19 protein-coding genes are annotated in these 23,746 nt (G+C 69.2%); 2 read left to right on the plus strand and 17 right to left on the minus strand.

Annotation, left to right across the window (positions count from 1 at the left end; all coding sequences use genetic code 11):
• Window positions 1-81: 81 nt before the first annotated feature.
• The 4 genes from VFZ09_RS35560 to VFZ09_RS35575 form a co-directional block, all read right to left on the minus strand.
• Window positions 82-1,851 (minus strand): multicopper oxidase domain-containing protein, encoded by a 1,770-nt coding sequence (locus tag VFZ09_RS35560; protein WP_329732202.1) that lies wholly within the window; start codon window positions 1,849-1,851, stop codon window positions 82-84.
• A gap of 2 nt (window positions 1,852-1,853) precedes the next feature.
• Window positions 1,854-2,756, minus strand: coding sequence for a c-type cytochrome (locus VFZ09_RS35565; RefSeq protein WP_329732203.1), 903 nt, complete (start codon window positions 2,754-2,756; stop codon window positions 1,854-1,856).
• Between the two features lie 15 nt (window positions 2,757-2,771).
• Complete coding sequence (locus VFZ09_RS35570; RefSeq protein ID WP_329732204.1) at window positions 2,772-3,788, minus strand: SCO family protein; 1,017 nt, start codon at window positions 3,786-3,788, stop codon at window positions 2,772-2,774.
• Between the two features lie 108 nt (window positions 3,789-3,896).
• Complete coding sequence (locus VFZ09_RS35575) at window positions 3,897-6,629, minus strand: ATP-binding protein (protein ID WP_329732205.1); 2,733 nt, start codon at window positions 6,627-6,629, stop codon at window positions 3,897-3,899.
• Window positions 6,630-6,836: 207 nt separating this feature from the next.
• Between VFZ09_RS35575 and VFZ09_RS35580 the strand changes: the two genes are divergently transcribed.
• The gene (locus VFZ09_RS35580) at window positions 6,837-7,457 is read left to right on the plus strand and encodes a hypothetical protein (protein ID WP_329732206.1); all 621 of its coding nucleotides are present in this window, start codon (window positions 6,837-6,839) and stop codon (window positions 7,455-7,457) included.
• Here VFZ09_RS35580 and VFZ09_RS35585 read toward each other — a convergent pair.
• The 6 genes from VFZ09_RS35585 to VFZ09_RS35610 form a co-directional block, all read right to left on the minus strand.
• A complete protein-coding gene (locus VFZ09_RS35585; RefSeq protein ID WP_329732207.1) occupies window positions 7,451-8,350 on the minus strand; it encodes a 1,4-dihydroxy-2-naphthoyl-CoA synthase in 900 nt (299 codons plus the stop codon). The two genes, VFZ09_RS35580 and VFZ09_RS35585, sit on opposite strands and share 7 nt — an antisense overlap.
• Window positions 8,351-8,422: 72 nt before the next feature.
• Entirely contained in the window at window positions 8,423-9,142 is a 720-nt protein-coding gene (locus tag VFZ09_RS35590) for an isoprenylcysteine carboxylmethyltransferase family protein (RefSeq protein ID WP_329732322.1), read from the minus strand.
• A 130-nt stretch (window positions 9,143-9,272) separates the two neighbouring features.
• Window positions 9,273-9,998, minus strand: a complete 726-nt coding sequence (locus VFZ09_RS35595) for a hypothetical protein (RefSeq protein WP_329732208.1) — start codon at window positions 9,996-9,998, stop codon at window positions 9,273-9,275.
• Window positions 9,999-10,005: 7 nt separating this feature from the next.
• Window positions 10,006-11,010 carry a sulfotransferase family protein gene (locus VFZ09_RS35600; RefSeq protein WP_329732209.1) on the minus strand — a complete coding sequence of 335 codons (1,005 nt, stop codon included), beginning with the start codon at window positions 11,008-11,010 and terminating at the stop codon, window positions 10,006-10,008.
• On the minus strand, window positions 11,007-11,213 hold the full coding sequence (locus VFZ09_RS35605; protein ID WP_329732210.1) for a Nif11-like leader peptide family natural product precursor: 207 nt from the start codon (window positions 11,211-11,213) through the stop codon (window positions 11,007-11,009). The genes VFZ09_RS35600 and VFZ09_RS35605 overlap by 4 nt, the downstream gene beginning before the upstream one ends.
• A complete protein-coding gene (locus VFZ09_RS35610; protein WP_329732211.1) occupies window positions 11,203-11,814 on the minus strand; it encodes an aspartyl/asparaginyl beta-hydroxylase domain-containing protein in 612 nt (203 codons plus the stop codon). The genes VFZ09_RS35605 and VFZ09_RS35610 overlap by 11 nt, the downstream gene beginning before the upstream one ends.
• 145 nt (window positions 11,815-11,959) lie before the next feature.
• Here VFZ09_RS35610 and VFZ09_RS35615 point away from each other — a divergent pair, with 145 nt between their 5' ends.
• Complete coding sequence (locus VFZ09_RS35615) at window positions 11,960-12,424, plus strand: nuclear transport factor 2 family protein (RefSeq protein WP_329732212.1); 465 nt, start codon at window positions 11,960-11,962, stop codon at window positions 12,422-12,424.
• A 78-nt stretch (window positions 12,425-12,502) separates the two neighbouring features.
• Here VFZ09_RS35615 and VFZ09_RS35620 read toward each other — a convergent pair whose 3' ends face one another.
• From VFZ09_RS35620 to VFZ09_RS35650, 7 genes are all read right to left on the minus strand, one after another.
• Complete coding sequence (locus VFZ09_RS35620; RefSeq protein ID WP_329732213.1) at window positions 12,503-13,474, minus strand: HEAT repeat domain-containing protein; 972 nt, start codon at window positions 13,472-13,474, stop codon at window positions 12,503-12,505.
• Window positions 13,475-13,494: 20 nt separating this feature from the next.
• The gene (locus VFZ09_RS35625; RefSeq protein WP_329732214.1) at window positions 13,495-14,973 is read right to left on the minus strand and encodes a hypothetical protein; all 1,479 of its coding nucleotides are present in this window, start codon (window positions 14,971-14,973) and stop codon (window positions 13,495-13,497) included.
• A gap of 88 nt (window positions 14,974-15,061) precedes the next feature.
• Complete coding sequence (locus VFZ09_RS35630) at window positions 15,062-15,670, minus strand: hypothetical protein (RefSeq protein ID WP_329732215.1); 609 nt, start codon at window positions 15,668-15,670, stop codon at window positions 15,062-15,064.
• 15 nt (window positions 15,671-15,685) lie between these two features.
• Complete coding sequence (locus VFZ09_RS35635) at window positions 15,686-21,100, minus strand: type I polyketide synthase (protein ID WP_329732216.1); 5,415 nt, start codon at window positions 21,098-21,100, stop codon at window positions 15,686-15,688.
• Between the two features lie 47 nt (window positions 21,101-21,147).
• Entirely contained in the window at window positions 21,148-21,513 is a 366-nt protein-coding gene (locus VFZ09_RS35640; RefSeq protein ID WP_329732217.1) for an acyl carrier protein, read from the minus strand.
• Window positions 21,507-22,259, minus strand: a complete 753-nt coding sequence (locus tag VFZ09_RS35645; protein ID WP_329732218.1) for an SDR family NAD(P)-dependent oxidoreductase — start codon at window positions 22,257-22,259, stop codon at window positions 21,507-21,509. The genes VFZ09_RS35640 and VFZ09_RS35645 overlap by 7 nt, the downstream gene beginning before the upstream one ends.
• Before the next feature lie 22 nt (window positions 22,260-22,281).
• Entirely contained in the window at window positions 22,282-23,625 is a 1,344-nt protein-coding gene (locus VFZ09_RS35650; protein WP_329732219.1) for a fatty acid--CoA ligase family protein, read from the minus strand.
• Window positions 23,626-23,746 lie beyond the last annotated feature (121 nt).

A 23,746-nucleotide genomic window follows, 5' to 3' on the forward strand; every position in this document is an offset into this window, starting at 1 on the left:
CCTCCCTCTCCCCTCGGGAGAGGGTCGGGGTGAGGGTATCCGTCCCCGTGTTCCCATCCGGGGACGAGCGCCGTGTGTCCGTCAGTCCCGCGCCCCCGTGTTCCCAGTCCCGTGCAACGGGGCGAGCCGGGGCTGGGGCGAGTCGAACACGCGCCAGGAGAACTGCTCACCGCCGGCGGAGTGGTTGGGCAGGTGGCAGTGGACGATGAAGTCCCCCGCGGCGGTGGGGAAGTCTCCCGCGCCCGAGGTGGCGAGGGTGAGGCCACTGCCCGGGCTCAAGAGCTGGGGCGCCTCGAAGGGAGAAGCGGGGGCCTGTTTCGCCCGCTGGCCCCTGCGCCACGCATGCAGGTGGTGGATGTGGAACTCCGCGCTCCCCGCGTGCAGCACGCGCAGCTTGATGGGCTCGCCCAGGTACGAGCGGAGCTGAAGCGGAGCCGCCACCCGCCTGGGTGACTCGGAGCGCTCGTCCTCGTCGTCGGGGGACTCCTCCCGCTCGAAGTGGGGCTGGCTGCGGTAGTTGATGCCGAATGCGCCGGGCCGGAAGGGGCCCGCCATCTCGTCCTGCAAGGGCAGGGGCTCGCCTCGGGCGGAGCGCACGTCCGCGACCTCCGGTGGGCCCATGGCGTGGTACAGCAGCGCCATCTCGCGGAAGTCCTGGCCCGAGGGCACGTCGATGAGGGCCTCCCAGCCACTGCCGTCGCGGAGCGGCTCGCCCGTCTCGGTGCTGCGGTACACGGAGCCCGCCGGCTCCACCAGCAGGGCGCCGAAGAGCCCGCGTGCCTCCCGTTCGCCACCGTCCCCCGAGTCATGCAGGAGGTAGGCGCCCTCCGCCTCCGGCGCCTCGGGCAGCGCGAGGACATACGTGAGGCTCTGTCCAGGTGGAACGGACGTGCCGGGGACGAAGCCTCCCTCCGGGCCTCTCACCGTGGCGCGCAGGCCCTCGATGCGCAGGGCCGCGGGCTCCGTGGGCAGTCGATTGGTGAAGCGCAGCACGAGGCACTCGCCGGCATTGGCGCGCAGCACCAGCGGCTGTGGCTCCCGTTCCTGGAGCGCGGGCCGCGCCTCCTCGAGGAGGTACATGAGGCCCCGGGGTACATGGTCTCCCTGCGGATTGAGCGGGAGGTCCACCGGGACGGCCGCCACGGCGTACGTCCTCACACGAGCCCCGGGAGCACAGCCGCCTTCTCCCTCCGCGAGTCCAGACACGTCCGGGGCAGGGCGCCGTCCATCCGACTCCCATGCGCAGGAGGCGCCCACCATGATCAGCAGCGCGAGGGGTGACACGACCGCACGCGCACCGGAGATGACGGACCTCGAACGGCGGCGCAGCAGCAACGCAAGAGGGAAGACAGGCACCTGAAGCACCAGCGCATCCCGCACACCGGCCCACGAGGCCTCGGCCAACGAGCCACCGTCTGGATCCTCGGGAGAGGCGGAGAGGTCCGGAGCGACCGCCGCGCAGAGGAAGCGGCTCTCGTCCCCCACGTCCTGGGGTGTCGCGGACACGGGTTGTCCCTCGGAGGCCGCCGGAGGCGGAGTCCGCGCGAGCTCACGCTGGATGAGTCCCCGGCCGGTGGCCACGGGCACCAGCAGCAGCAGGAAGCACACGGACAGCGTAGCGGCCGATTCCACCGTCGACCTGTCCTGGCCTCCGCGCCGGGAGAGCCAGTGCGCGCAGCCCACCGCCGCGCAGGCCACGGGCAACAGGAGCGCCGCGTCCCAGGCGAGCCGCGAGCCCAGCGCGTCCGCTCGCGGGCCGAAGCCTCCGGAGAGCAGCCACAGCAGGCCCACCTCCCAGCCCATCAAGCCGAGCGTGAGGAGGACGCCGAGCCTCCACCCATTGCGTGCCATGCTCAATCCCCGGTCCGCGGGTTCACGAGGTAGCTGATGAGATCCGCCATCTCCTGGGGCGACAGCGTCTCGCCGTACAGGGGCATGGTGCGGGTCTGGGCGCAGGGCCCTTGCCCGGAGCACTCGGGGGCGATGAAGGCACCCGGGTTGAGCAGGGATTCATAGGCGTACTGCGCCGCGCTCATGCCCACGACGCGCGTGGCGCCCACCCGGGAGAAGTTGGCCAGGGCCGGTCCGATGCGGTGGCCCTCCGGCTCGGCGGGATTGCCATGGCAGGTGGCGCAGGCGAGCCGTCCATGGAAGAGCGCCGAGCCCGCGCTGGCATTGCCCGGGGGAAGCTCCTCCACGCGCCGGGGCCATCCAGGAGGGCCCTCGTTGGGGTTCTTCGGACGCCGGGTGGAGAGCAGGAGGGCGCGCTCCGAGCCGCGTGCCCACTCCAGCCGCAGGACGGAGGAGGTGCGCGGGACATCGAAGCCCAGCGTCACGGACGACACCTCCGAGGGCCGCACGGTGAACGCGGCGGAGCCTCCCATCGTGGGCCGCCACTCCGAGCCCGTCGTCGCATCGGTGAGCCGCAGCTCTCCGGGGGTGAAGTCACTCGGGAGTCGCCGGGGGTTGAAGACGGTGAGCTCCACGGTGAGGCGGCGCTGTCCGGGAGCCGGAGCTCCGGGCAGGGAGGGCAGGGTGGCCGTATCCCCATGGTCCGTCGGCTCGTGCAGCCAGACGGCTCGCTCCAGGCGCAGACGCAGCCCGCTCAGCTCGGTCTCCCTCCGAGGCTGGGTGGCCCGGGCCTGGAGCGCCAGAGCACCTCCGGCGAGCATGGCCAGCAGCGCGAGCCCGCACACCACCCACCGCGTGCCGTTCCATCCGAGCTGACGGGTGCTCCTGTCCAAAGGGGGAATCATGGTGTCCCCGCGTGACTACGGCTCGTCCGCGCCGGGTGCGGAGACGGGGACGGTGAGTTGGACGGTGCCCGCCTTCTCGAAGTGCAGGGTGAGCGGCAGGCTCGCGGGCGAGTCCTGGAGGGCATACAGCATGAGGTGCTTGCCCCCGGGGGCCAGCTCGACACGGCCCTTCGCGGGCACCACGAAGCCCTCGGGCCTCGGGTGCATCTGCAGCAACTCCCCCTGCGCGATGACCTCGTGCAGCTCCACCCTCGCGGCGGTGGTGGACTCGGCGGAGACGAGCCGATCCTCCCGCCCGCTCGTATTCACCAGCGTGAGATACACGGCCCCGACGCGAGCCGGTGTCAGCCGTGCGCGGGCCTTCTCCACCCGCACCCCGGCGGCGGGCGTCCCTTCCTCCGAGAGGAGCCGCTCGACCTCCTGCTGCAGCCGCTCGACGGACACGGTGTACGGCATGCGCGCGCGCAACGCGCCCGCCTTGTCGACGAGGAAGAAGGCCCCGGTGTGGTCCATCGTGTACGGGAGGTCTCCGGTGAAGGGGTGCTCGCGGTAGCGCGCGGTGTCCGGGTAGCGGCGGGTGGCGGTGACGCGCCAGGCGGCCAGCATCGGTGCGAGGGCCTCCGGTTCCAGCCGCAGGCCCGTGAAGCGCGGGTTGAAGGCGTGCACGTACGTTTCCAGCTGCTGCGCGCTGTCGCGCTCGGGGTCCACCGAGACGAAGACGACCTCCACGTCTCGCGCGGCCTCGCCCAGCCGCGTGTGGAGGCGCTGCAACTGCGACAGCGTGGTGGGGCACACGTCCGGGCAGGCCGTGTAGCCGAAGGACAGCAGCACCACCTTGCCCCGTTGCTCGCTCAGCCGGAACACCCCGCCCGAGGCCCGGGGCGCTTCCAGGGCCGGAGCGGGCCGCACGGGCACCACCGCGAAGTCCTCGCCCCGCTCCTTGCGGCAACCCGTCACGAGCAGCACGGCGGCCAGTGCTGGCAGCAGCCTCCGCGCCCATCCCCTCGTCCCCTGGACCCTGCGTCCTCCCATCGCGCGCCTCCCGGCCGGGCAGCCAAGGGGCTGAGTTAAGGGGGTGGAGCCCCGGCGGCGAGCCCCCCTGGAGGACGAGGCTCCTGTCGGAATTCGCGCGGAGGCACCTCAGCTGTACGTGTGGGAGTCCTCCTCGGTCGAGGCGGGGCTCAGCGGGAGGCTGAAGCAGAACGTGGAGCCCTCGCCCGGGTGGCTCTCCAGCCAGATGCGGCCTCCATGCGCCTCGATGATCTGCCGGCTCAGGTGCAGCCCCAGGTACACCACGCCCGTATAGCCCGGGGCCCCGGGAGGCAGCGGCTCATAGAGCGGCTCGAAGACATGGGGCTGGCGCTCCGGTGGAATCCCCGGCCCGTGGTCATGCACGGACACCACCGCCTCGCCGCCGATGCGCTCCACCCGGAGCTCCACCGGCCCGCCCGGAGGCGAATACCGCACGGCGTTCTCCAGCAGGTGGGTCACCACCTCGCCCAACAGCTGGCGCTCGGCGTGGATGACGAGCTCCTCCATCGCCTCGATGCGGATGGGATTCTCCGTGGTGCGGGCGAACTTCTCCGCCTGCTCCTTCACCAACGCGTGCAGCTCGAACCGCTGGCGCTCCAGCTTCGGGGGCCCGGGCGCCATCCGCACCGCCGCGAACAGGTGCTCCACCAGCCGGGAGATCCGCCGCGAGTTGCGCGCGATGATGTGGAGTCCCTTCTGCTGCCGGGGCGTGAGCACCTCCAGGTTGAGCAGCAGCTCCGCCCACGTCTGGATGGATGTCACCGGCGTTTTCAGCTCGTGGGCCGCCGCCGACATGAACTCCTCGCGCAGCCGCAGGGCCGCGCGCAGCTCCTGGAACAGGCGGGCCTTCTCGATGGCCACGGCGAACAGCCGGCCCACCATGGCGTGGAACTCCAGCGCCCGGGTGGAGACGGGGCGGGGCTCCCGCGTGAAGTAGGACATGACCCCGACCAACCGCTCGTGGGCGTGCAGCGGTACCGCCACGATTCCGCGGTAGCCTCCCTCCCGCGCCAGCCACCCCGAGCGCGCGGGGGCGCCTCCCTCCAGCACGTCCTCGACCACCTGGATGCGCTCCTCCCGGGCGGCCTTCGCGGTGAGCAGGGGGGCGTCGAACGGAATGCGGCGCAGCCCGTCCACCACCGCCACCGTCAGCTGGTGCGAGCTGATCAGCGACAGCTCCTCCCGCTCCGGATCCGCCAGCCACAGCCCGATGCCATCCGCCGCCAGGGCATGGAGGCTCTGCTCGATGACCACGCGGGCGATCCGCTCCAGCTCCATCTCGCTGACGAGCGCCTGCCCGATGCGCGACAGCGCCAGCTCCCGCTCGAACATCCGCGACAGCTCCCGCTCCTCCTTCCGGCGCCGGGTGATGTCGCGCACCACCACCTCGCCGAGGAGGAGCTGTCCGGACGCATCCCGCACCGGTGCGCCGTGCACGCTGAGCAGGCGATCCTGCCCATCCCGGCCGCGCAGCAGCACCTCCACGTCGGTGAACGTCTCTCCGGCCAGGGCGCGGCGGATGGGCAGCTCGTGCGGCGCCATGGGACGTCCGTCCGGATGCCGCACGTCCTGGAGCAGCAGGGCTCCCGCCGCCGAGCCTCCAAGCTCCGAGCGCTCCCCGAGCCCGAGCAGCCGAAGGCCCGCGGGGTTGGCGTCCACCAGCCGTCCCTCCGGGGTGGTGAGGAAGATGGCATCCGGCACGCTGGCGATGATGGCGGCGAGCTGCTGGGCCTGGTGCTCGGCCTGCACGCGCAGGGCCTCCACCTCCACCTGGCGCCGGGCGAGGTGGGCCGCCATCTCGTTGAAGGCGGTGCCGAGCTCCTCCAGCTCATCGCCCGTGGAGATCTGGACGCGCCGCCCCATCTCCCCGCGCCCCAGCGCCTGCGAGGCACTGCGCAGCTGCCGCACGGGACGGGTGAAGAATCGCGCCAGCATCGCGGCCAGCGCGATGTTGAGCAGCAGGATGCCGCCAAAGGCCGCGAGCCGCGCGTGTGCCCGCTCGTGGAGCGGCGCCATGGCCACCCGGGTGGGGATCGTCACGCCCACCGCCCACGGGTAGCGCGGCACCGGAACGAAGGCCCCCAGGCGCTCGTCGCCCTGGAGCGGGCTGGTGAACCGGGCGAGCCGCGAGGGCGTGCCGCGCAGCGCCGTCCGCAGGGGCTCGAAGCGGGCGAAGGCGTTGCTCTCCTCGAAGGACAGCTCGGGCATGCCCGTGTGGAAGGCCAGCCGGCCGTTCTGGTCCGCGAGGAAGAGGGACTGCCCCGGCTGGAGCCGCGCGCCCGCGTAGCGCTGCTCCAGCAGATCCGTGCGCAGCACCACGTTGAAGACGGCGATCGGCTGCCCGTCCGCTCCCCGGATGGGCGTGCTCACCAGCAGGCCCGTGCGGATGGGACGCCGCAGCTCGAGCACCTCGGAGATGACCGGGGCGTTGGTGGCCAGCACCTTCTGGAAGTACGGACGATCGCCTATCCAGAGCCGGGGCTCGTCCGGCACGGTGGGGTTGCTCCAGCCGCGGTTGAGGCCCGTGGCATCGAAGACGGCCACGGAGTCATAGAGCGGACTCTGCGCGGCCAGCTCCTTCAGGTGGGGGTCCAACTGTTTCGGATCCAGGGTCTGTAGCAGCGGATCCTTGGACACGGCCCAACCGAAGCTGATGGCGGCATCCAGCGTCTCGGAGGCCTGCCCGGCCACGGCCTGGGCCGTCATGAACTGGACGTCGAGGATGTCCTCCTGCGTCCGCTCCAGGTCCGACAGCAGGTCCACGAACAGCAGTCCCAGCACCGGCAGGAGCACGATGATGAACGCGACCAGTAGCTTGGCGTGGATACGCAGGTGAAGCATGTCCGCTCTGGTGCGCTGGCTTCCTCGGTGGAGAGTTGTTTCTCAGGATTCGAGCAAGGTGGGTCTCCCGCCCGCCGCTGTCCACTCCCCGGGGAACGGGGATGTGCTCCTTCGGAGAACACGCGAAGCGGATGGCGAACACGTCAGCCGCCCTGGCTGCAAACTTCTGGCGGGGAGTACGCTGCGCCGCTCGACAAGAGAGGTGGCATGAAGCCGGTTCGAAGGAATGGATGTGAGACGAGGGCCCACGGCGCGCGGCGGGTGGGACGGGTGCTCGTCCTGGCGAGCCTGGTGACGGGTTGCCCCACGCCTCCCGAGCCCGGCAACGCGGGCACGTATGTGTATGACCCGTATGGGAATGGGACGATCGACAAGGATCCGGCCTGCAAGCTCACCGGGACCCTGGAGCTGAAGCTGGGCGAGGGGGATGGAACGAACTTCCTCCCGCTCGAGCCCGGCCAGGAGCCGGTGCTGTACCACGGCCCCCAAGGCGGCACGCACGTGATTCTCGGCGTGCGCGTGGCCAACCCGGCACTCGAGTTTCCCGGCCTGAGTGTGAAGTTCGTGCTTCAGCGCCAGCGCTGCTCGCCAGCGGGCGACTGTCTGGCTCCGGAGACCATGGGGCTCGACGAGCGGCTGGTGAGCGATCCGCGGCGCTTCGTGGCCCAGGAGGGCGGAGCCGTGAGCGTCTCGGGCATGCTCGTCCTCGTGAGCAACTGGACGCTCACGGAGAGCCGCCGCATCCAGGTGTATGCGGCGGACCGCTGCGGGAGGACCGGCACCACGTCATTGGAGCTGGGTCCTCCCGCCACCTGGCCGGCTCAGTAGTGCCAGGGGAAGCGCTTGTAGTTCTTCTCGCGCTTCTCCAGGAAGGCGTCGCGGCCCTCCTGGGCCTCGTCGGTGCCGTAGGCGAGCCGCGTCGCCTCGCCCGCGAAGAGCTGCTGGCCCACCATGCCGTCGTCGGGCAGGTTGAAGCCGTACTTCAGCATGCGCATGGCCGTGGGGCTCTTCTCGTTGATGATCCGCGCCCACTCCAGCGCGGTGTCCTCGAGCTGCGCGTGCGGCACGGACGCGTTGATGGCGCCCATGGCGGCGGCCTGGTCCGCCGTATACTCCAGGCCCAGGAAGAAGATCTCCCGCGCCTTCTTCTGGCCCACCTGCCGCGCCAGCAGCGCCGAGCCGTAGCCGCTGTCGAAGCTCGCCACGTCCGCATCCGTCTGCTTGAACATGGCGTGCTCCTTGCTGGCCAGCGTCATGTCGCACACCACGTGCAGGCTGTGCCCGCCACCCGCCGCCCAGCCGGGCACCACGGCGATGACGATCTTCGGCATGAAGCGGATGAGCCGCTGCACCTCGAGGATGTGCAGCCGGCCCATGCGGCCCACGTCGGGCTTGTTGGCCGCGTCACCCTCGTACTTGTAGCCGTCCTTGCCGCGGATGCGCTGGTCTCCGCCCGAGCAGAACGCCCAGCCGCCGTCCTTGGGCGAGGGGCCGTTGCCGGTGATGAGCACGCAGCCCACGTCGGTCGTCACGCGGGCGTGCTCCAGCGCGGTGTACAGCTCGTCCACCGTCTTGGGCCGGAAGGCGTTGCGCACCTCGGGCCGGTTGAAGGCGACGCGCACCGTGCCGTGCTCCACGGAGCGGTGGTAGGTGATGTCGTCGAACTTGAAGCCTTCCACCTCGCGCCAGCGCGCGGGATTGAAGAGGGCGGAAACGGTCATGGTCGTGACTCCTGGAAGGGGCCGCGACCCTAGTGACGCCCGCCCCGAGCGTCAATCGACGCCCGTCCGGCGCTACCAGATGCCGGGGACGAGCCGGTAGCGGGTGCGCCGCGTGTACTCGGTGTAGCCGGGGAGCTCGCGCTGGAGGGTGCGGTCCTCGAGCGCGGTGCGGAGGATGAACGCGGCCATGGCGATGCCCGCGGGCACGTACGCCCACAGCGAGCCGAAGACGAGCGGCCAGGCCACCAGCATCATCAGCAGCCCGAGGTACATGGGGTGGCGCACGAAGCGGTAGGGGCCGGTGCTGATGACCTGGTGGTCGCGGTCCTTCTGCACGCGCACCGTCGTCTCCAGGTGCGGGTTGGCGGCGAAGGACCACAGGATGGGGACCTGCCCCAGCACGTGCAGCACCACGCCCACGGGCATGCACCACGCGGGCAGCGCCGACCAGCCGTAGCGCCCGGTGTCGAGCCCCGCCACCACCGTCATCGTCAGCAGCATGGCCAGGTAGGTGTGGGTGATGCGCCGGTCGAAGGGCTTGGTGTCCTCGCGCTCCTTCCACCGCTCCTGGTTCAACACGGGGTTGAGCACGCGCGTGCCGTAGGCGTTGGCCACGAGGCTGAAGACGATGAGCCCCGCGAACACCCAGCCCTCCTTCCAGTCGAGCCGGCCCGCGGAGAGGAAGAGCAGGGCGCCCATGGCGATCAGGCTGAGGGTCACCACCAACGACTGGGGCAGGGCTCTCTTCTTCTCGGCGGCGACTTCAGGGGGGATTGCGGGGCTTTGCTGCATCACGGCTTCTCCTGGGAATGCGCGCATCATGTCCGAGGAGGCCACGCATGTGGGAGCCCTCGTGAAGGAGGGAGGCTCCCTCGGAAGTAGGGCGGGCGGCCGGGCCGCCAGGAGGACGGACCGCTCCGCTCTAGAAGTCCGCCCGCGTCCAGGTGCGCTCGGCGAGCCGCTGTTTGACCAGCTTGATGTAGGGCTTCGCGCCGCTGTAGGGCACGCTCTCGTCGCCGTCGTACCAGTCGCCCGAGAACCAGGCGCCGACGCAGCCCCACTCGTCACCCTTGCCGTAGCCGCCGCTCTTGTACGGGCTGTTCATCCAGGTGAAGTCGCCCTCGTAGCAGGCGCGCCGCCAGGCCAGCGCGTAGTCGATGCCGTAGGCCGTGCTGTCCTTCGTGTACGGGTAGGTGCCCGCGTGCACCGAGCTCCTCACCTGCATGATGCCGAAGGTGGACCAGTCCTCTCCCAGCTCGTCCTGCCGCCACCCGCTCTCCACCACCGCCACCGCGCGCACGATGTCCTCGTCCAGGCCCCACTTGCACGCGCCCCATTGGATGATCTCATCCGTGGTGCCGGTGAAGTCGCCGTCGACCCGTCCCGAGTACTGTGCGTTGAACTCGTCGCTGGCCCCGTCGATGCGCACGCCGGGCTGGCCCCGCGTCTGGTTGGCCGTGGCGTTCCCGGGACGCGGCTCCCACGAGGAGCGCCGCACCCGTCCGGCGCACTCGGCTCCGGAGGGCAGGGGAGTGCCGGGAGGCAGCGTCGCGAAGTAACCGTCCACCGACGGCCCTCCGCCTCCACAGGCCGACAGCAACGCGAGCAGCACCACCACGGACATGATCGCCGGACGAGCAGGGCTCATGGCCACTTTATAGTCCAAATCCAGGCGTCTCGCGCCGGGCCGCCTCCAGCCGTGCGTACAGGGGACGCACCCACCGCTCCACGGCTTCACGGGCCGGACCGGTCAACGCCCGCTGCTTCATCGCGGAATCGTCCTCGAAGGGCACGACGGGGTTCTTGGCATCCCTCCCCATGGCCTCGCGCATCACCGCGAGCTCCTCACCCGACAGCTCCAGACCGAAGAGCTCCGAGTACAGGGAGGGAATCCCCGCGGGAAGCTCGCGGTATTCCACGAGCCGCGCGGGCCCACGCCGGGACTCCCAGGCCCCCAGGGCGGCCTCACAGAGGGAGGCCAGGACGCGGGCGCCGTACTCCTCGCGAGGCATGCCGGGGAGCTGCTCCGGGCTCCATCCCAGCAGCGCGGGCTCGAGCACGCCGGGCACCATATGGGCACCGCTGTGGCGCAGATGCGAGGCCATCACCTCCACGGGATCCCGGTACAGGAAGAGCCACGGCACACCCGGGAAGGCGCGCTCGATCAGCGGCCATTGCAGCAGGGCCCACGCATCGAACTTGATGAACAGGTGCCGCTCGGGCGCATGGCGCTTCTGCCCGAGCACGCCCACCATGGCGCGCAACCACGCGATGCGCTGTTCCTCCGTGGGCGTCGCTTCCCCCCACCGGGCGCGCAGCACCGTGTCCACGGGCGCCGGCTCGGAGAGCATGACGTTGCGAGGCAGGGCCGCCAGCGTCTGCGCCAGCAGCGTCGAGCCACAGCGCGACATGTGGAAGATGAGCCCCGTGGGGGCCAGCCCGGGGCTTTTCGCCTCCAACTCGGCCAGTTCGTCGAGTGACGTCTGGTGGCGGAACAACCAGTTGAAGGGGTAGCGGAGCCGCCGTTGAATCGTGTCGTCGAAGAAGGGCTCGGTGAAGCGCTCGCCACCCAGGTGGCACCACTCCACGATGAACCGGTCCTCGCGCGCGTGGACGCGGAGGGGAATCCACTCGGCCAGCAGCGTTGGCTCCAGTGTCATGGCCACCGCTCGTACCAGGCGTGGCGAGCCTCCTGCCAGACGGCCCGCACCTCCTCGGAGGTGAAGTGACAGCCCCGCTCCCCGCCCAACCTCACGACGAGCTCCAGGAAGGCCGCCGGGTCCCGGACGTCCCGGAGCTGTCCCTGCAGCTCCGGCTCTCCCAGGACGAGGGCACGAAAGCGCTCGAAGGCCTCACGCGGCATGGGCGGCCTCCCGCACCGCGCGCGCGAAGAGCGCCCGCAGCCAGTCATCGAGCACGCAGTCCAGCACCAGGTGGATGCGGTCCACCGGTCCGGTGTTCTCCACCCGGTGTGGCTGGTTGACGTTCAGGTACCAGCACTCGCCCTCGCCCATGGGGACGCGCTGGCCGGACAGGAAGAAGCCCACGCTCTCATGGGTCACCACGGGGATGTGGAGCCGGACTTCACCGTCCTCGTAACCGAGCCGGTAGTCGCGGTGCTCGCGGATGCGGGCCCCGGCGGCCAGCTTGAGGAACCGGACCGACTCGATCCGGCAGGCGAAGGCGGAGAGCACCTCGCGGACCCCGGGGCAGCGCTCCAGCACGGGCGTATCCGCGAAGGGCTCACTCGCGGCGGGGTCCGGGTACAACCGCCCGGCGACACCTCCCACCGCACGCAACGCCACGCCACTCCACTCGCCCTCGTAGGTTTGCGTGTTGAAGTGGGCCACCCATTCCTCCGGGGCCAGGCGCTCCACGTCCTCCCGCAGGCGCCGCGCATCGAAGCGCAACGGCAACCGCAGGCTGTCCGGTACGGTGTCCCTCGAGTCCATTGTCCCCATCATGCCTTCTTCCACCCTGGCGGCCCAGCAGACGGTTGCTCAGCAGTCCGCTCCGGTCATTGTTCGTCAAGGCAGGAGTCACATCCGGCGCCAGAGGACTCGGCCAGGGTGCAGGAACGACGAACTCACCCCGAAGGGGCGCAAGACCATGAGCAATACCGCCACGAGCAGTACCGCCGCGAATGACACCGTCACGAATATCGACACCCGGAAGAGCGCCGCGGAGGTGTTGAAGGGTTTCTTCGAAGCATTTGGCAAGGGCGACGCCGACGGTGTCATCAACTCCTTCCACCCCGACAGCGTCATCGTCGCGGTGCGCAAGGGGGAACGGAAGGACAGCCAGCTCCACGGCTCGTATTCCGGCAAGGAGGGCGCCAAGGCGTTCGTGATGAACCTCGGGAAGAACTTCGACACGAAGGCCTTCTCGGTGGAGCACGTCATCGGCGAGGGCAACGTCGCGTACGCGAGCGGCGCCTTCGTGCACAACATCCGCACCACGGGCAAGCCCTATGCCAGTGACTGGGCGCTGAAGATCATCGTCAAGGACGGGAAGATCCTCGAGTACCACTTCTACGAGGACTCCGCGGGCTACCTCGAGGCCTGCAAGTCCTGAGTCGGCGTACTCGGCGCCACGCCCCGCGTTCGTGTGCGGGGCGTGGCGCTTTGGACTTGCCGGGCGTCTTGGAGGCGCTCAAACGGATCGTCCACGTAGCACAAGGGCCGCATCTTCGAAGACCTTGGCCAGGGTGGGATCTGTTGGCCGGTGCGCTTCGAGAAGCGCTGCATCCTCTGTGTGGCCCAGGTGCTCGAGCAGGACGGCCGCTTGCAGCGAGCACTTGAGAGAGGATGTCGCTGCGACCAATCTCCGGGCCATGTCGCGTAACCTGGTGAGGTCTGCTTCCGGGAGCATGGGGAGGAACCGCTCTGGGCTCGAGAGGAGCAGGGAGAACAAATCCACACAGTAGCCCGAGGCCGTACCTTTGCGCTTCACGGCTGTGTCCACCAGGGGCCATGCCGATGAGATGAAGGCGGGCAGGGTGGAGACAAGCGTCTCGGGTATCTCCTCGATGAGTACCGTGAGCACCTCGCTCTTGATCTCGATGGGAACGGAGTCATCGGAGGCCCAGGCACGAAGTTCTTCCGGGGACTTCTCCAGCAACACGAGCAGGCCGTGCAAGGCCGTTGGCTTTGAAGGAGCAAGTTCCGCTAGCGCCTGTCGGACGACAGGAATCAGGTCCTGGTGCCGTTTGCGCCACAGCGCGCAGGCCACGTCATTCAAATCCGCGGGCTCTGGTTGGCCAGCGGCGATCAGCCGATCCAGTCTGCGTGTCAGGCTCGCCCGCGCACTTGCTCCCTTGATGCGTCCCAGCGCTTGTGTGATGGCCTCTACGACCGTGGCGCCATCGTGGTCCCCCCGTGCTTCCTCCATGGTGAGCTGGTGCTCGAGGCGCTTGGCGCTGGCGGCACCGCCCGACTCGCCCAGGCCGAATGCCGCTGCCTGACGTACGGTTGCATCGGGGTCCTCCAGCATGGCCGCCAACAAGGGTCGGGCCTGGCGCACGCCGAGCTGGGACACCAGCGCTCGTGTCCGGGTCTCATCGCCCTCGTTGAATGCAGCGAGGAACTCGCTCCGCCACTGCGTGACATCGTCCTTCTGCGCCATGTCTCGCCCAGGTCTTCTTCCTACGGAAAGCTTACGCCGGGAGGGACGTACCTTCTCACCAGCGTTCCGTCGAGCATATACAGCTCGAGAATGGCGTCCGGGTCCGCCCGCTTCATGGATTCGAAAGCCTCCAACTCACGCTTCAGGTCCTGAGTGTTGGAGACGTAGTTGGTGTTGTGCCGAACGCCATCCGGACGCACCGAGGAGGCATCGGGTCTCCGGAAACGAACATCTCTCACGGGTGCTTCATCATAAACGCGCTTGCCTGCTGCGTTCCTCTGAACCCTGTCCTTCCTCAGATTCGTATGCCCGGCCGCTTCCCGGGAGGCCAGTTCCTTCTCGATGGCCTCGTTATGCGTCGGGTTCTGCCGGGTGTGGGGGTTGCCGTAGCGGGTGGAGAGCGTGGGTGTGCCGCTGGAGTCACCTGCTGAGGCATTTGTCGCGCAAAGAGCGAGACTGGAGCAGGTGACGGTGCCCGTGGCCACGCCGGAGACAATCAGGGAACCATCCGCCACGACCTGGGCGGTGGAGACGGATTGCTCCAGGATCACGAGCCCTTCGGGGGTCACCGTGGGCAGGAGTCGCCAGATTCCGCCCTCGGGTACCTGGGGAATGAGCCTGGCCACTCCCAGGGACGCTACCGTCACCAGCACTCGCAGGTACGTGCCGCCCATGGACCTGCCGAAGCGCGCGGAGGCCGCTTCCAATTCCTGGGGCGTAGAAGCGGCTTCTGTCTCTTGGTACAGGCGCAAGCAGGCCAGAGCCACATGGCCCAGTTCGATCAGGCCTACCGCCATGGAGAGGCGCAGGGTGAGTGTCGCTGCGAAGGCCTTCGAGAACAGCGGCTCGGGCGCCAGCCAGGCGGCGAAGTACACCACAATGGAGAGGCAGACGCTGAGGACGAAGGCGGGGGAGGTGAAGAGCGCGATGGCGGCCTCACGGATGCCTTCGTTCATGTAGCGGGTGGAGAGTTGGAGGGCGAGGAAGAGGCGGCTGGATGTCAGGGACTCGGGGAGAGGTATCAGCGGGGGGCCGACGTGGGAGAGGAACTCCTCGCGCAGCCGTGATTCCCATGGCGAAACAGTGCCCTGTCCGGGGCTGCCCGCTCCGGACAACTCCAGCAGATGCAGTCGAGGGCGGGATTGCGCTCCGAGGTGTGCGAAGACGGCGAGGAAGGGGCGCACCTCTTCCAGGCTCAGCACCTCGAGGGTGGGGTTGAGCGGATGACGAGGGAAGAAGAACTGCCAGCGACTATCGGGGAGCTGGCGGAGGCCAACTGGCAGCAACTGAAACGGAGCGGGTCCCATAGGCGCTTGCTGCTCGATGACGCGCCCCTGGGATTGGCGAGGCCCGATGGTGTGGGCGCCACCATGCGGAGTGTCGGTGGCCTGCCGTGCTCCTCTTGGGTCGATGAGCGCCCGCGAGCTGGCGCACGCGCTGGACAGGAACGCGACAGTCAAGACCAGGATCAGCCGGAGCGCTACATGGGCTCTGCTCATGCTTCGGAATCATGCCCTGGCCAAGGCCTCGAAGGGGTGAGCCTGTCCCAGTTTCGTGTCTCTCCCGCCCCAGTCGTGGAAGGTCGACTCAGAGCCGCGTCCAGTGGGACGTCGCCACCGCGCCGAGGACGTAGTGGCTGGCGGCGTGACGGGTGAGCTCCTGGTAGGCGGGGGCCTTCTGGCTCTCCAGGTACTCCTCGAAGGAGCACGAGAACTGCGCCAGGAACAGGGTGCCGGGCTCGGTGCTGAGCACGGAATGGTAGGCCGTGAAGCCTTCCACGTGCTCCTGCGCCCGCACGTGCGGGAAGAAGGCGTCGCGGCGCCAGGCGTGGTACTCGCCGAGCTTCCGCGGCGCGATCTCCGCGCGGGTGAGCTGCAGTCTGTCCCCGCCCGGCACCGGTGACGCCGGCGGCTTCACCACGTCGCTCAACACGTGAATCTGCCGGCGGTAGTCCACGGCCAGGCGGGGCCGGACGAGTGACTCGGTCTCCCGCCACGAGGCGTCGCCCAGCAGCTCCCCGAGTCCGGAGAGCTCCTGGAGGGCCACGAACTCCATCAGCCGGTCGCCCCCCTCGTGCTGGTAGACGCTGCGCGGGAACCGCGCGTCGGTGGGCCGCGGCTGGCGCAGGATCTGGGCGACACCCTGGAGCTCCTGCGCCGCCATCTTCATGTAGTTCAGCAACAGGAACTCCTTCATCGCATCCTCCAGGGCTCAGGCCGCCTTGCTGGCCACCGTGCGCAGCGCCGGGAACAGGTCATCCACCAGGCTCTCGACGCTGGCCCCCTGCAGCAGTTTGGCGAGCGACACGGGCACGCCCAGGGCGGGCTCCAGGCGGTTCACCAGGTTCACCGACACGAGCGAGTCCAGACCGAAGTCCACCAGCGGGGCCTGGGTGTCCACCAGCTCGTCCGCGCCCAGCATGTCCGTCACCTGCTTGCGCACGATCTCGATGATCACGCCGCGGCGCTCGCCCTCGGGAGTCATCTGGATGCGCTGCAGGTGGACACGCGGATCCTCACTGGCCCGTGGCGCGCGCCGTTGACGGGCGCCGCCCTTGCCCAGCGACGAGTAGAGTGCCGGCGTGCCCAGCTTGTACTGCTGCATCCACGCCGACCAGTCCGTGAGCGTGACGCCCGCGTGCTCGAGGCCGTGGCGCAGGACGTAGTCCATCGCCTCCATGGCGTGCGCGCGCGGGAGGGTCTGCACCCCGTGCGAGGTCTCGGTCCCGGCGAGCTGCTTGCCGGGAATCTCCCACGGGCCCCAGTGGACCACCGTGGCTGGCAGCCCCATGGCCCGGCGGGCCTGGGCGAGTGCCTCCACGAATGCACTGCCCGCGGCCTCGTTCGTGCGCGTTTCGGAGCCCAGCCAGCTCAGCACCGTGCCGAAGAGCACGAAGTGATCGAGCGCGAGGTCACGCGAGTGCTGATGCAGCAGCCAGGCGCTCTTCGTCATGGGCGCCATCCCGCCGGAGAACTTCTTCCAGACGATCATGTCCAGCAGGTCGTCCTGCCGCGTGGCGACGCAGTTGAAGATGCCCTTGAGCGGTGGCAGGGCCTTCAGCTCCCCGAACAGCCGCTGCACGTCGCCGTCGAGCGTGAGGTCCGCCTGGGACACGGTGACCTTCGCGCCGCGTTTCCTCAGCGCCTCGATGGACTTCGTGCTGGCCTCGTCCAGGGCGCGGACATCGGCCAGGAGCAGCTGCCGGGCCCCTCCCTGGCTCACCATCCACTCCGCGAGCTGGAGACCGGTCGTGCCCAGTCCACCGGCGATGAGGTACGTCGAATCGCCACGGAACAGCGCACCCTGCTGCTCCGGCCGGGGCTTCTGCGCGCGGGTGAGGCGAGGGGCGAAGCGCTTGCCGCCGCGGAGGGCGACCTGGTCCTCGCCGTCGGAGCCCCACAGCTCCGCCAGCAGCACCGAGGCGTCCGCCGAGGGATTGCCCGCTTCGCGCCGCTCCAGGTCCACCATGCCGCCCCAGAAGTTGGCATGGCGCAGCGCCATGGTGGAGCCCAGCGCCCACAGCGGCGCCTGCGCCACGTCCACGGAGCCGGGGCCTGGCGTGGGCCTCTGCGCGTTGCGTGTGACGAACCACAGGCGTGGCGCGGCACCCGTCACCGAGTTCACGACGGAGACGGCCTGGATCAGCAGCAGTGCGTTGCCAATCGGCCCGCCCTCGCTGCCGGCGAGCTTCTCCAGCGTCAGCCCATCCATGGACGGAGCGTCGAGCCCCCACAGGTAGACGACGTGCCGGTAGGAGATGCCGGGGACGCCGAAGTAGTCGCGGAGCAACAGGTGGAAGAGTCCCGGCTCGTCGGCGGCGAGGGGCTTGCGGCGGTCTCCCACCACGAGCCTCAGGTCCGGATAGACGAGGTGGCACTTCTCCCCGAGCGCGCGGAGCTGCTCCGCCAGGGCGCTTCCCACGCCGCCCCGGTCCGCGAAGATGAGCCAGCGGTCCGGCAGGGCGTCCTTCTCCTTGTGCACCGGCGCCAGGGCGGGACGCTCCTCCCAGGTCCGCTGGTGGATGGAGTCCAGCAGCGGATCGGTCACCGTCGCGGTGGGCTGCATGTCCTCCCGCGTGAGGCGGCGCACCTGCAGGCCCTGCATCACCGCGAGCGGGCGGCCGTTCTCGGAGTACAGGCGGATGTCGATGACCATCATGTCCGGCGTGGCACCCGGACGGCGCACCGCATGCACCCAGGCCTCCCGGAGACCCGAGCCGGCCGTGTGGAATCGCTCCATGCTGATGGGCAGGAACGTGCGCTGCAGGTCCTCCGGCGGCACGGTGAAGTCCCCATGGGCCTCGGCCAGCGAGGCGTAGATGTGGAGGCACGCGTCCAGGAATGCGGGCTGGAGCGTGTAGGGCTGGGCCGATACGTGCTCCGGCAGGCGGACACGGCTCAGGGCCTCGCCCTCTCCCTGCCACAGCTCCTGGATGCCACGGAATGCCGGGCCGTACTCCAGGCCCATGGCGCGGATGGCGGGGTAGTAGCGGTCGATGGGAATCTGCTTCGCGCAGCGCTCGCGCAGGGCCGCCAGGGACGCCGGTTGCTCGCCGCCCGCGCCACGCCGGGGCTTGAGCTCCCCGTCGATGTGATGAATCCAGGGCGCGCCCGGACGCTCGTCGGTGCTGAACACCTTGAACGTGGCCCGCTCCTCCGACTCGGGAGAGATCACCAGGTGAACGACGCGGCTGCCGTCCTCGGGGAGGACCATGGCCTCGCGGTAGAGGAAGTTCCCCATCTCCACGTCGTCAACGCCGAAGTGCGCGCGAGCGCCCGTCGTCACCAGCTCCAGGGCCGCCGTGGTGGGCAGCACCGGCAGGCCGAAGATGCGGTGGTCATCCAGGTACGCCAGCTCCTCCAGGCTGTAGTGGGCCTCGTACTGCGCCTCCTTCAGCGTGGAGCGCAGGCGCTCACCGAGCAGCGGGTGGCCATTCCTGTTGCGCTGGGCCGTGCTCGTGGGGCGCGCTTCGCTCACCCAGTAGCGCTTGCGCTGGAAGGGGTAGGTGGGCAACGACAGGCGCTGGCGCGTGTAGGGCTGGTCGAACCCGCGCCAGTCCACCGCGTATCCGCCCACGTACAGGGCCCGCAGGCTCTCCGAGAGCACCTCCCAGTCGCTCTTCTGGCGGCTGAGCGACGCGAGCCACTGCGCCGGCTCGTCGGTGACGGACTGCCGCCCCAGGCCGAGGAGGCTCGAGCCCGGCCCCACCTCCAGGAACAGCTTGTAACCGGCCTCGCGCAGGGTCTGCATGCCGCGAGCGAAGCGCACGGCCCCCCGCGCGTGGTCACGCCAGTAGCGCGCCGTGGGGGCCTCCTCCATGAAGGTGCCGGTGAGGTTCGACACCAGCTTGATGGACGGCTTGCGGAAGCGGATCCCCGCGGCGACCGCCTCGAGCGCGTCGAGGATGGGGTCCATCTGCGCCGAGTGGAAGGCGTGGGAGACGACCAGCTCCTTGAACCCGATGCCCTGGCTCGTCAGGGTCTGGAGCAGCGAGGCGAGCGCCGCCTTCTCGCCGGACACGACGGTGCTGCCGGGCGCGTTGCTCGCGCCGATGGACAGGCGCTCTCCGTGGGGAGCGATCAGCTCGAGCACCTTCTCCTCGGAGGCGAACACCGCCGCCATGCCGCCCGTGCGCGGCAGGCTCTGCATGAGGCGGCCCCGGTGCGAGATGAGCTTCAGCGCGTCCGCCAGGCTCATGCAGCCCGCCACGCAGGCCGCGGTCACCTCGCCCACGCTATGGCCCATCACCACGTCCGGCTTGATGCCCCAGGAGCGCCACAGCATCGCCAGCGCGTATTCCACCGCGAACAGGGACACCTGGGTGTAGCCCGTCTCGTTCACCCGTTGAGCGTCCTCACCCTCGGCGAACAGCACGCTCAGCAGCGGCCGGTCCAGGTGCGGCCGGGACAGGGTGTCGCACTCGTCCAGGGCCGCGCGGAAGACGGGCTGCGTCCGGTACAGCTCGGCGGCCATGCCCGGGTACTGCGCGCCCTGTCCCGTGAACAGGAACACCACGGGGCGGGCCTTGCCATTGCCCTTCGCCACGCCCGGCGCGAGCGTCTCCCCGCCCACGCTCGCCAGGCGAGCCGCGAGCTCCTCCACCGTGCTGGCGGAGACGGCCAGCCGGTGCCCGAAGTACGAGCGGCTGGTGCTGGCGGTGTAGCAGACGTCCGCGAGCTCCGCGCCGGGGTGGGACGCGAGGTACCGGGCGAAACGCTCCGCGCTCTGCGCCAGGGCCGCCTCGCCGCGCGCCGACAGCGCGAGCGTGTGGACGGGACGGTCCACCGGGGCGCGGGCCTTCGCCGCCTGCTCCGGCGCCTCCTCGAGCACCACGAAGGCATTGGTCCCGCCCAACCCGAGGCCATTGAGGCCCGCGCGCCGCGGATGCTCGGCGCTGGCCTTCCACTCGGTGAGCTCGGTCTGGATGTAGAAGGGGCTGGTCGCCAGCCCCAGCTTCGGGTTCGGCTTCTCGAAGTTGATGGTGGGCGGAATCTGGCGGTGCTTCAACGTCAGCGCCGTCTTGATGAGCGCCGCCATGCCGGCGGTCTGCTCCAGGTGGCCGACGTTGGTCTTCACCGAGCCGATGCCACAGAAGCCCTTGCGCTGGGTGCCGGTGCGGAACGCGCGGGTGAGCGCCTGGACTTCCAGCGGATCTCCCACCGTGGTGCCGGTGGCATGGCACTCCACGTAGCCGAGGGTGTCGGGCGAGATGTCGGCCACCGTCATGGCCTCGAGCATCGCCGTCGCCTGGCCCGGCACGCTCGACGCGCTGTAGCTGACCTTCTGCCCGCCGTCGTTGTTGATGGCGCTGCCCTTGATGACCGCGTACACGTGGTCACCATCCTCGATGGCCGCGCGCAGGGGCTTGAGCAGGACGGTGGCGACTCCGCTGCCGAAGATGGTGCCCTGGGCCTTCTCGTCGAAGGCGCGGCAGTGCCCGTCCGGAGAGAGGATGTCCTCGCTCTGGTACACGTAGCCATTCTTGTGCGGGAAGCGGATGGTGGAGGCACCCGCCAGCGCCATGTCGCACTCGCCCTCGAGCAGGCTCCTGCACGCCAGGTGCAGCGCGACGAGCGAGGTGGAGCAGGCGGTCTGGATGTTGATGCTGGGGCCCTTCAGGTCCAGCTTGTACGAGACGCGGGTGGCGACGAAGTCCTTGTCGTTGCCGATGTGCTGCAGACTGCCCGTGGGCCCGAGCAGCTCCGGGGCGCGCTGCTGGTACGCGGCCAGGTAGCTGGTGACCACGCCCCCGGAGCCCGCGAACACGCCCACCGGGACGCCGACGGACTCGGGGTGGTAGCCCGCGTCCTCGAAGGCCTCCCACGCCACCTCCAGGAAGAGGCGCTGCTGGGGGTCCATGAGGCTCGCCTCGCGCCCGGTGACACCGAAGAACCCGGCGTCGAACTGATCCACGCCCTCGATGCAGGGCGAGGCGGGAACGAAGCCGGGGTTGTCCAGGAGGTGGGCGGGCACACCCGCTTCAGCCAGCTCTTCCCGGCTGAAGAAGGTGATGGACTCCCTGCCTTCGCACAGGTTCCTCCAGAACGCGTCGAGGTCCTTGGCTCCAGGGAAACGGCACGCCATGCCAATGATTGCGACGCCCTTCAGGTTGTCAAAGCCGCTCATAACAGTGTGTCTCGTGCGAAGTCAGTGGGGGAGGAGTTGCAGGTGGATCAGGACCGGTTGTTGTTGCGCCGGGCCTCGGCGCGGCGCTTGCTCGCGAGCAGCGCGTCCATCTGGTCCTGGTCGGTCGTGTCGCCGGAGAAGAACTTCTCGTAGGCGCCGCACAGGTCGGCCACGGTGCGGATGCTGGTGATGGGCACCAACTCCTGGAAGGGATCGGCCTTCAGGTGCATCTCGAGCGTGGCCACGAGCTGCGCCAGGTCGAGGGAGGAGAGTCCCAGCTCGGCACCGAGCCGGTCCTCCAGGCCGATCTCGGGAAGCTCGCCGTCATGGAGGGCCTTCTCCTCGAGGATCTGACGGATGTTCTCCTCGATGAGCTTCTGGATCTCCTGCTTGCTCGGAACCTGATTCAGCATGTGATACCCCCGTCGACGACAATGGTTTGACCGGTGATGAAAGAAGCCTGCGGTGACAAGAGGAACAGCACGACATGGGCCATGTCGTCGGCCGTGCCCAGGCGGCCCAGGGGCGTGCGGCGGATGATGCGCTGCCTGGCCTCGGGCGTGAGGTCGGCCACCATCTCGCTCTCGAAGTAGCCCGGTGCCACGGAGTTCACGCGGATGTGCTTCGGCCCCAGCTCGCGGGCCAGGCTCCGCGTCAGGCCATCGAGGGCGGCCTTCGTCGCGCTGTAGACGGCGACCCCCGAGTGCCCGCGCACCGCGTTGACCGAGGAGATGTTGATGATGGAGCCCGACGAGTGCTGCAGCATCTGCTTCGAGCACGCCTGGATGAGGTAGATGCTGGCCTTGAGGTTCAGGTCGATGCCCTGCTCGATCTGCGCGGTGCGCATCGTGGGCAGGATGCCGTCGATGCCCACGCCAGCGTTGTTGATCAGCGCGTCCACCCGGCCGTAGGCCGACGCCACCCGGCTCACGAACGCCTTGAGCGCGGCGGGGTCGGTCGCATCCACCGGCTCCCACAGGAAGCGTTCGTGCTCGGGATCCTGCTGGGTGAGCGTCTTGATGAAGGGACTCTCCGAGCGGCTGAACGTGGCCACGGTGTAGCCCCGCTCGAGGCAGCCGGTGACGAGCGCCTGGCCCAGCCCGCGGCTGCCTCCACTGACGATGACGACCTTGGAACGATTCTCTGCGTTGGTAGACACGATTCACTTCTCCTGATGCGTGTTAGGCAGCCCGAGCCTTCTTGAAACGGTCCCCGTGGAGCTGGCCCTGGACCACCTCGACCGCCACGGGAATCTTGTAGGGAGCGAGGCGGCTCCGGCAGAACTGGCGCAGCCGCTTCGTGAGCGCCATCGGGTCCTCGGTCTCGCGCAGCACGACCCTCGCCACCACGACATGGCCGGTGATGGGGCTCGGCCGGCCCATGACCGTCACATCCGCCACGTTGGGGAGTTGGAGGAGGACGCTCTCCACCTCGGAGGGATAGACCTTCTCACCGCCTACGTTGATGAGCTCCGACTTGCGGCCGAGGATGCGCATGTACTCGCCATCCACCTCCACCGCGTCGCCGGTGATGAACCAGCCATCCTCGGTGAAAGGGGAGGGCGCGTTCAGGTAGCCGAGCATCGCCGACTCGGAGCGGATCCACAGGATGTTGTCGACGATCTTCACCTCGTAGCCGTCACCACCCACCTTCACCCAGAGCGACGCGTCGTCCTTCGACTTCGTCTGCAGGATGCCCAGCTCCGACAGCCCGTAGGTCTGCTTGAGCTTGATGTGCGGGAACACCTCGTGGAGGTGCTTGAGGGTGGCGGCCGGCATGGGCTCCGTGCCGTAGGTGATCATCTCCAGCGACGACAGGTCGCACTGGCGATACGCCTCCGACATGAGCAGCAGGTTCAGGAAGGTGGGGGTGGTGGGCAAGAGCTGGACCCGATGTCTGGCGATGGCGCCGCAGACCGCCTGCGGCGAGCGCTCACGCAGCGGAACGACGGTCCCGCCCGACGTCAGCACATGCAGTAGAGTGTTGATGCCGCCGATGTGATCGAGCAGCAGGAAGCTCAAGGTGCGCGACCCGGCGCGGGCCTTCTGGAACTTCCGCAGCAGCTTCTCGAAGTCGAGCAGCGACGCCTTGCTCTTCCCCGTCGAGCCGGAGCTGAACAGGATGAGGCCCGGAGAGCCCTGGCGCTTGAGCTGCGCGTTCAGCGGGTGCTGTGTCGCGGGCGTGAGCCGCGTCACCCCGTTCAACTCCGTGCCGTCGAACTCGAACATCGCGTCGCACTCGGCGATCTCCAGGAACTCCTTCAATGTCTTGACGGTCGGCGCGAGCGGCACCGCGATGTTGCGGTTCAACACCAGGGCGATGAGCAGGGCGCAGGTCTCGGGGTTGTAGTCCCCCTTCAGCGCCACCGTCATACCCGGCTCCAACGAGCGCGCCTTCAGCTCCGCGAGCCAGCTGTTCACCCGCCGCACGAGCGCGGCGTACGTGACCTCGGCATCGTCCCAGATCATCGCGGGCCGCGTGCCGTGAGACTCCAGTCGCTCCAGCAACCACTGTACATCGGCCATCTTCGCTCACCCCTTTTTGAAGAGACGAAGCGAAAGAGTGGAGATGCCGACGATGTGATGGAGCAGCGGAATGTTCGCGGTGCGCGGCAAGACGCCGTCACAAAGTTCCGCTCAGTCCCTC

It is taken from the genome of Archangium sp. (assembly GCF_036277355.1).
Taxonomy (GTDB): Bacteria; Myxococcota; Myxococcia; order Myxococcales; family Myxococcaceae; genus Archangium.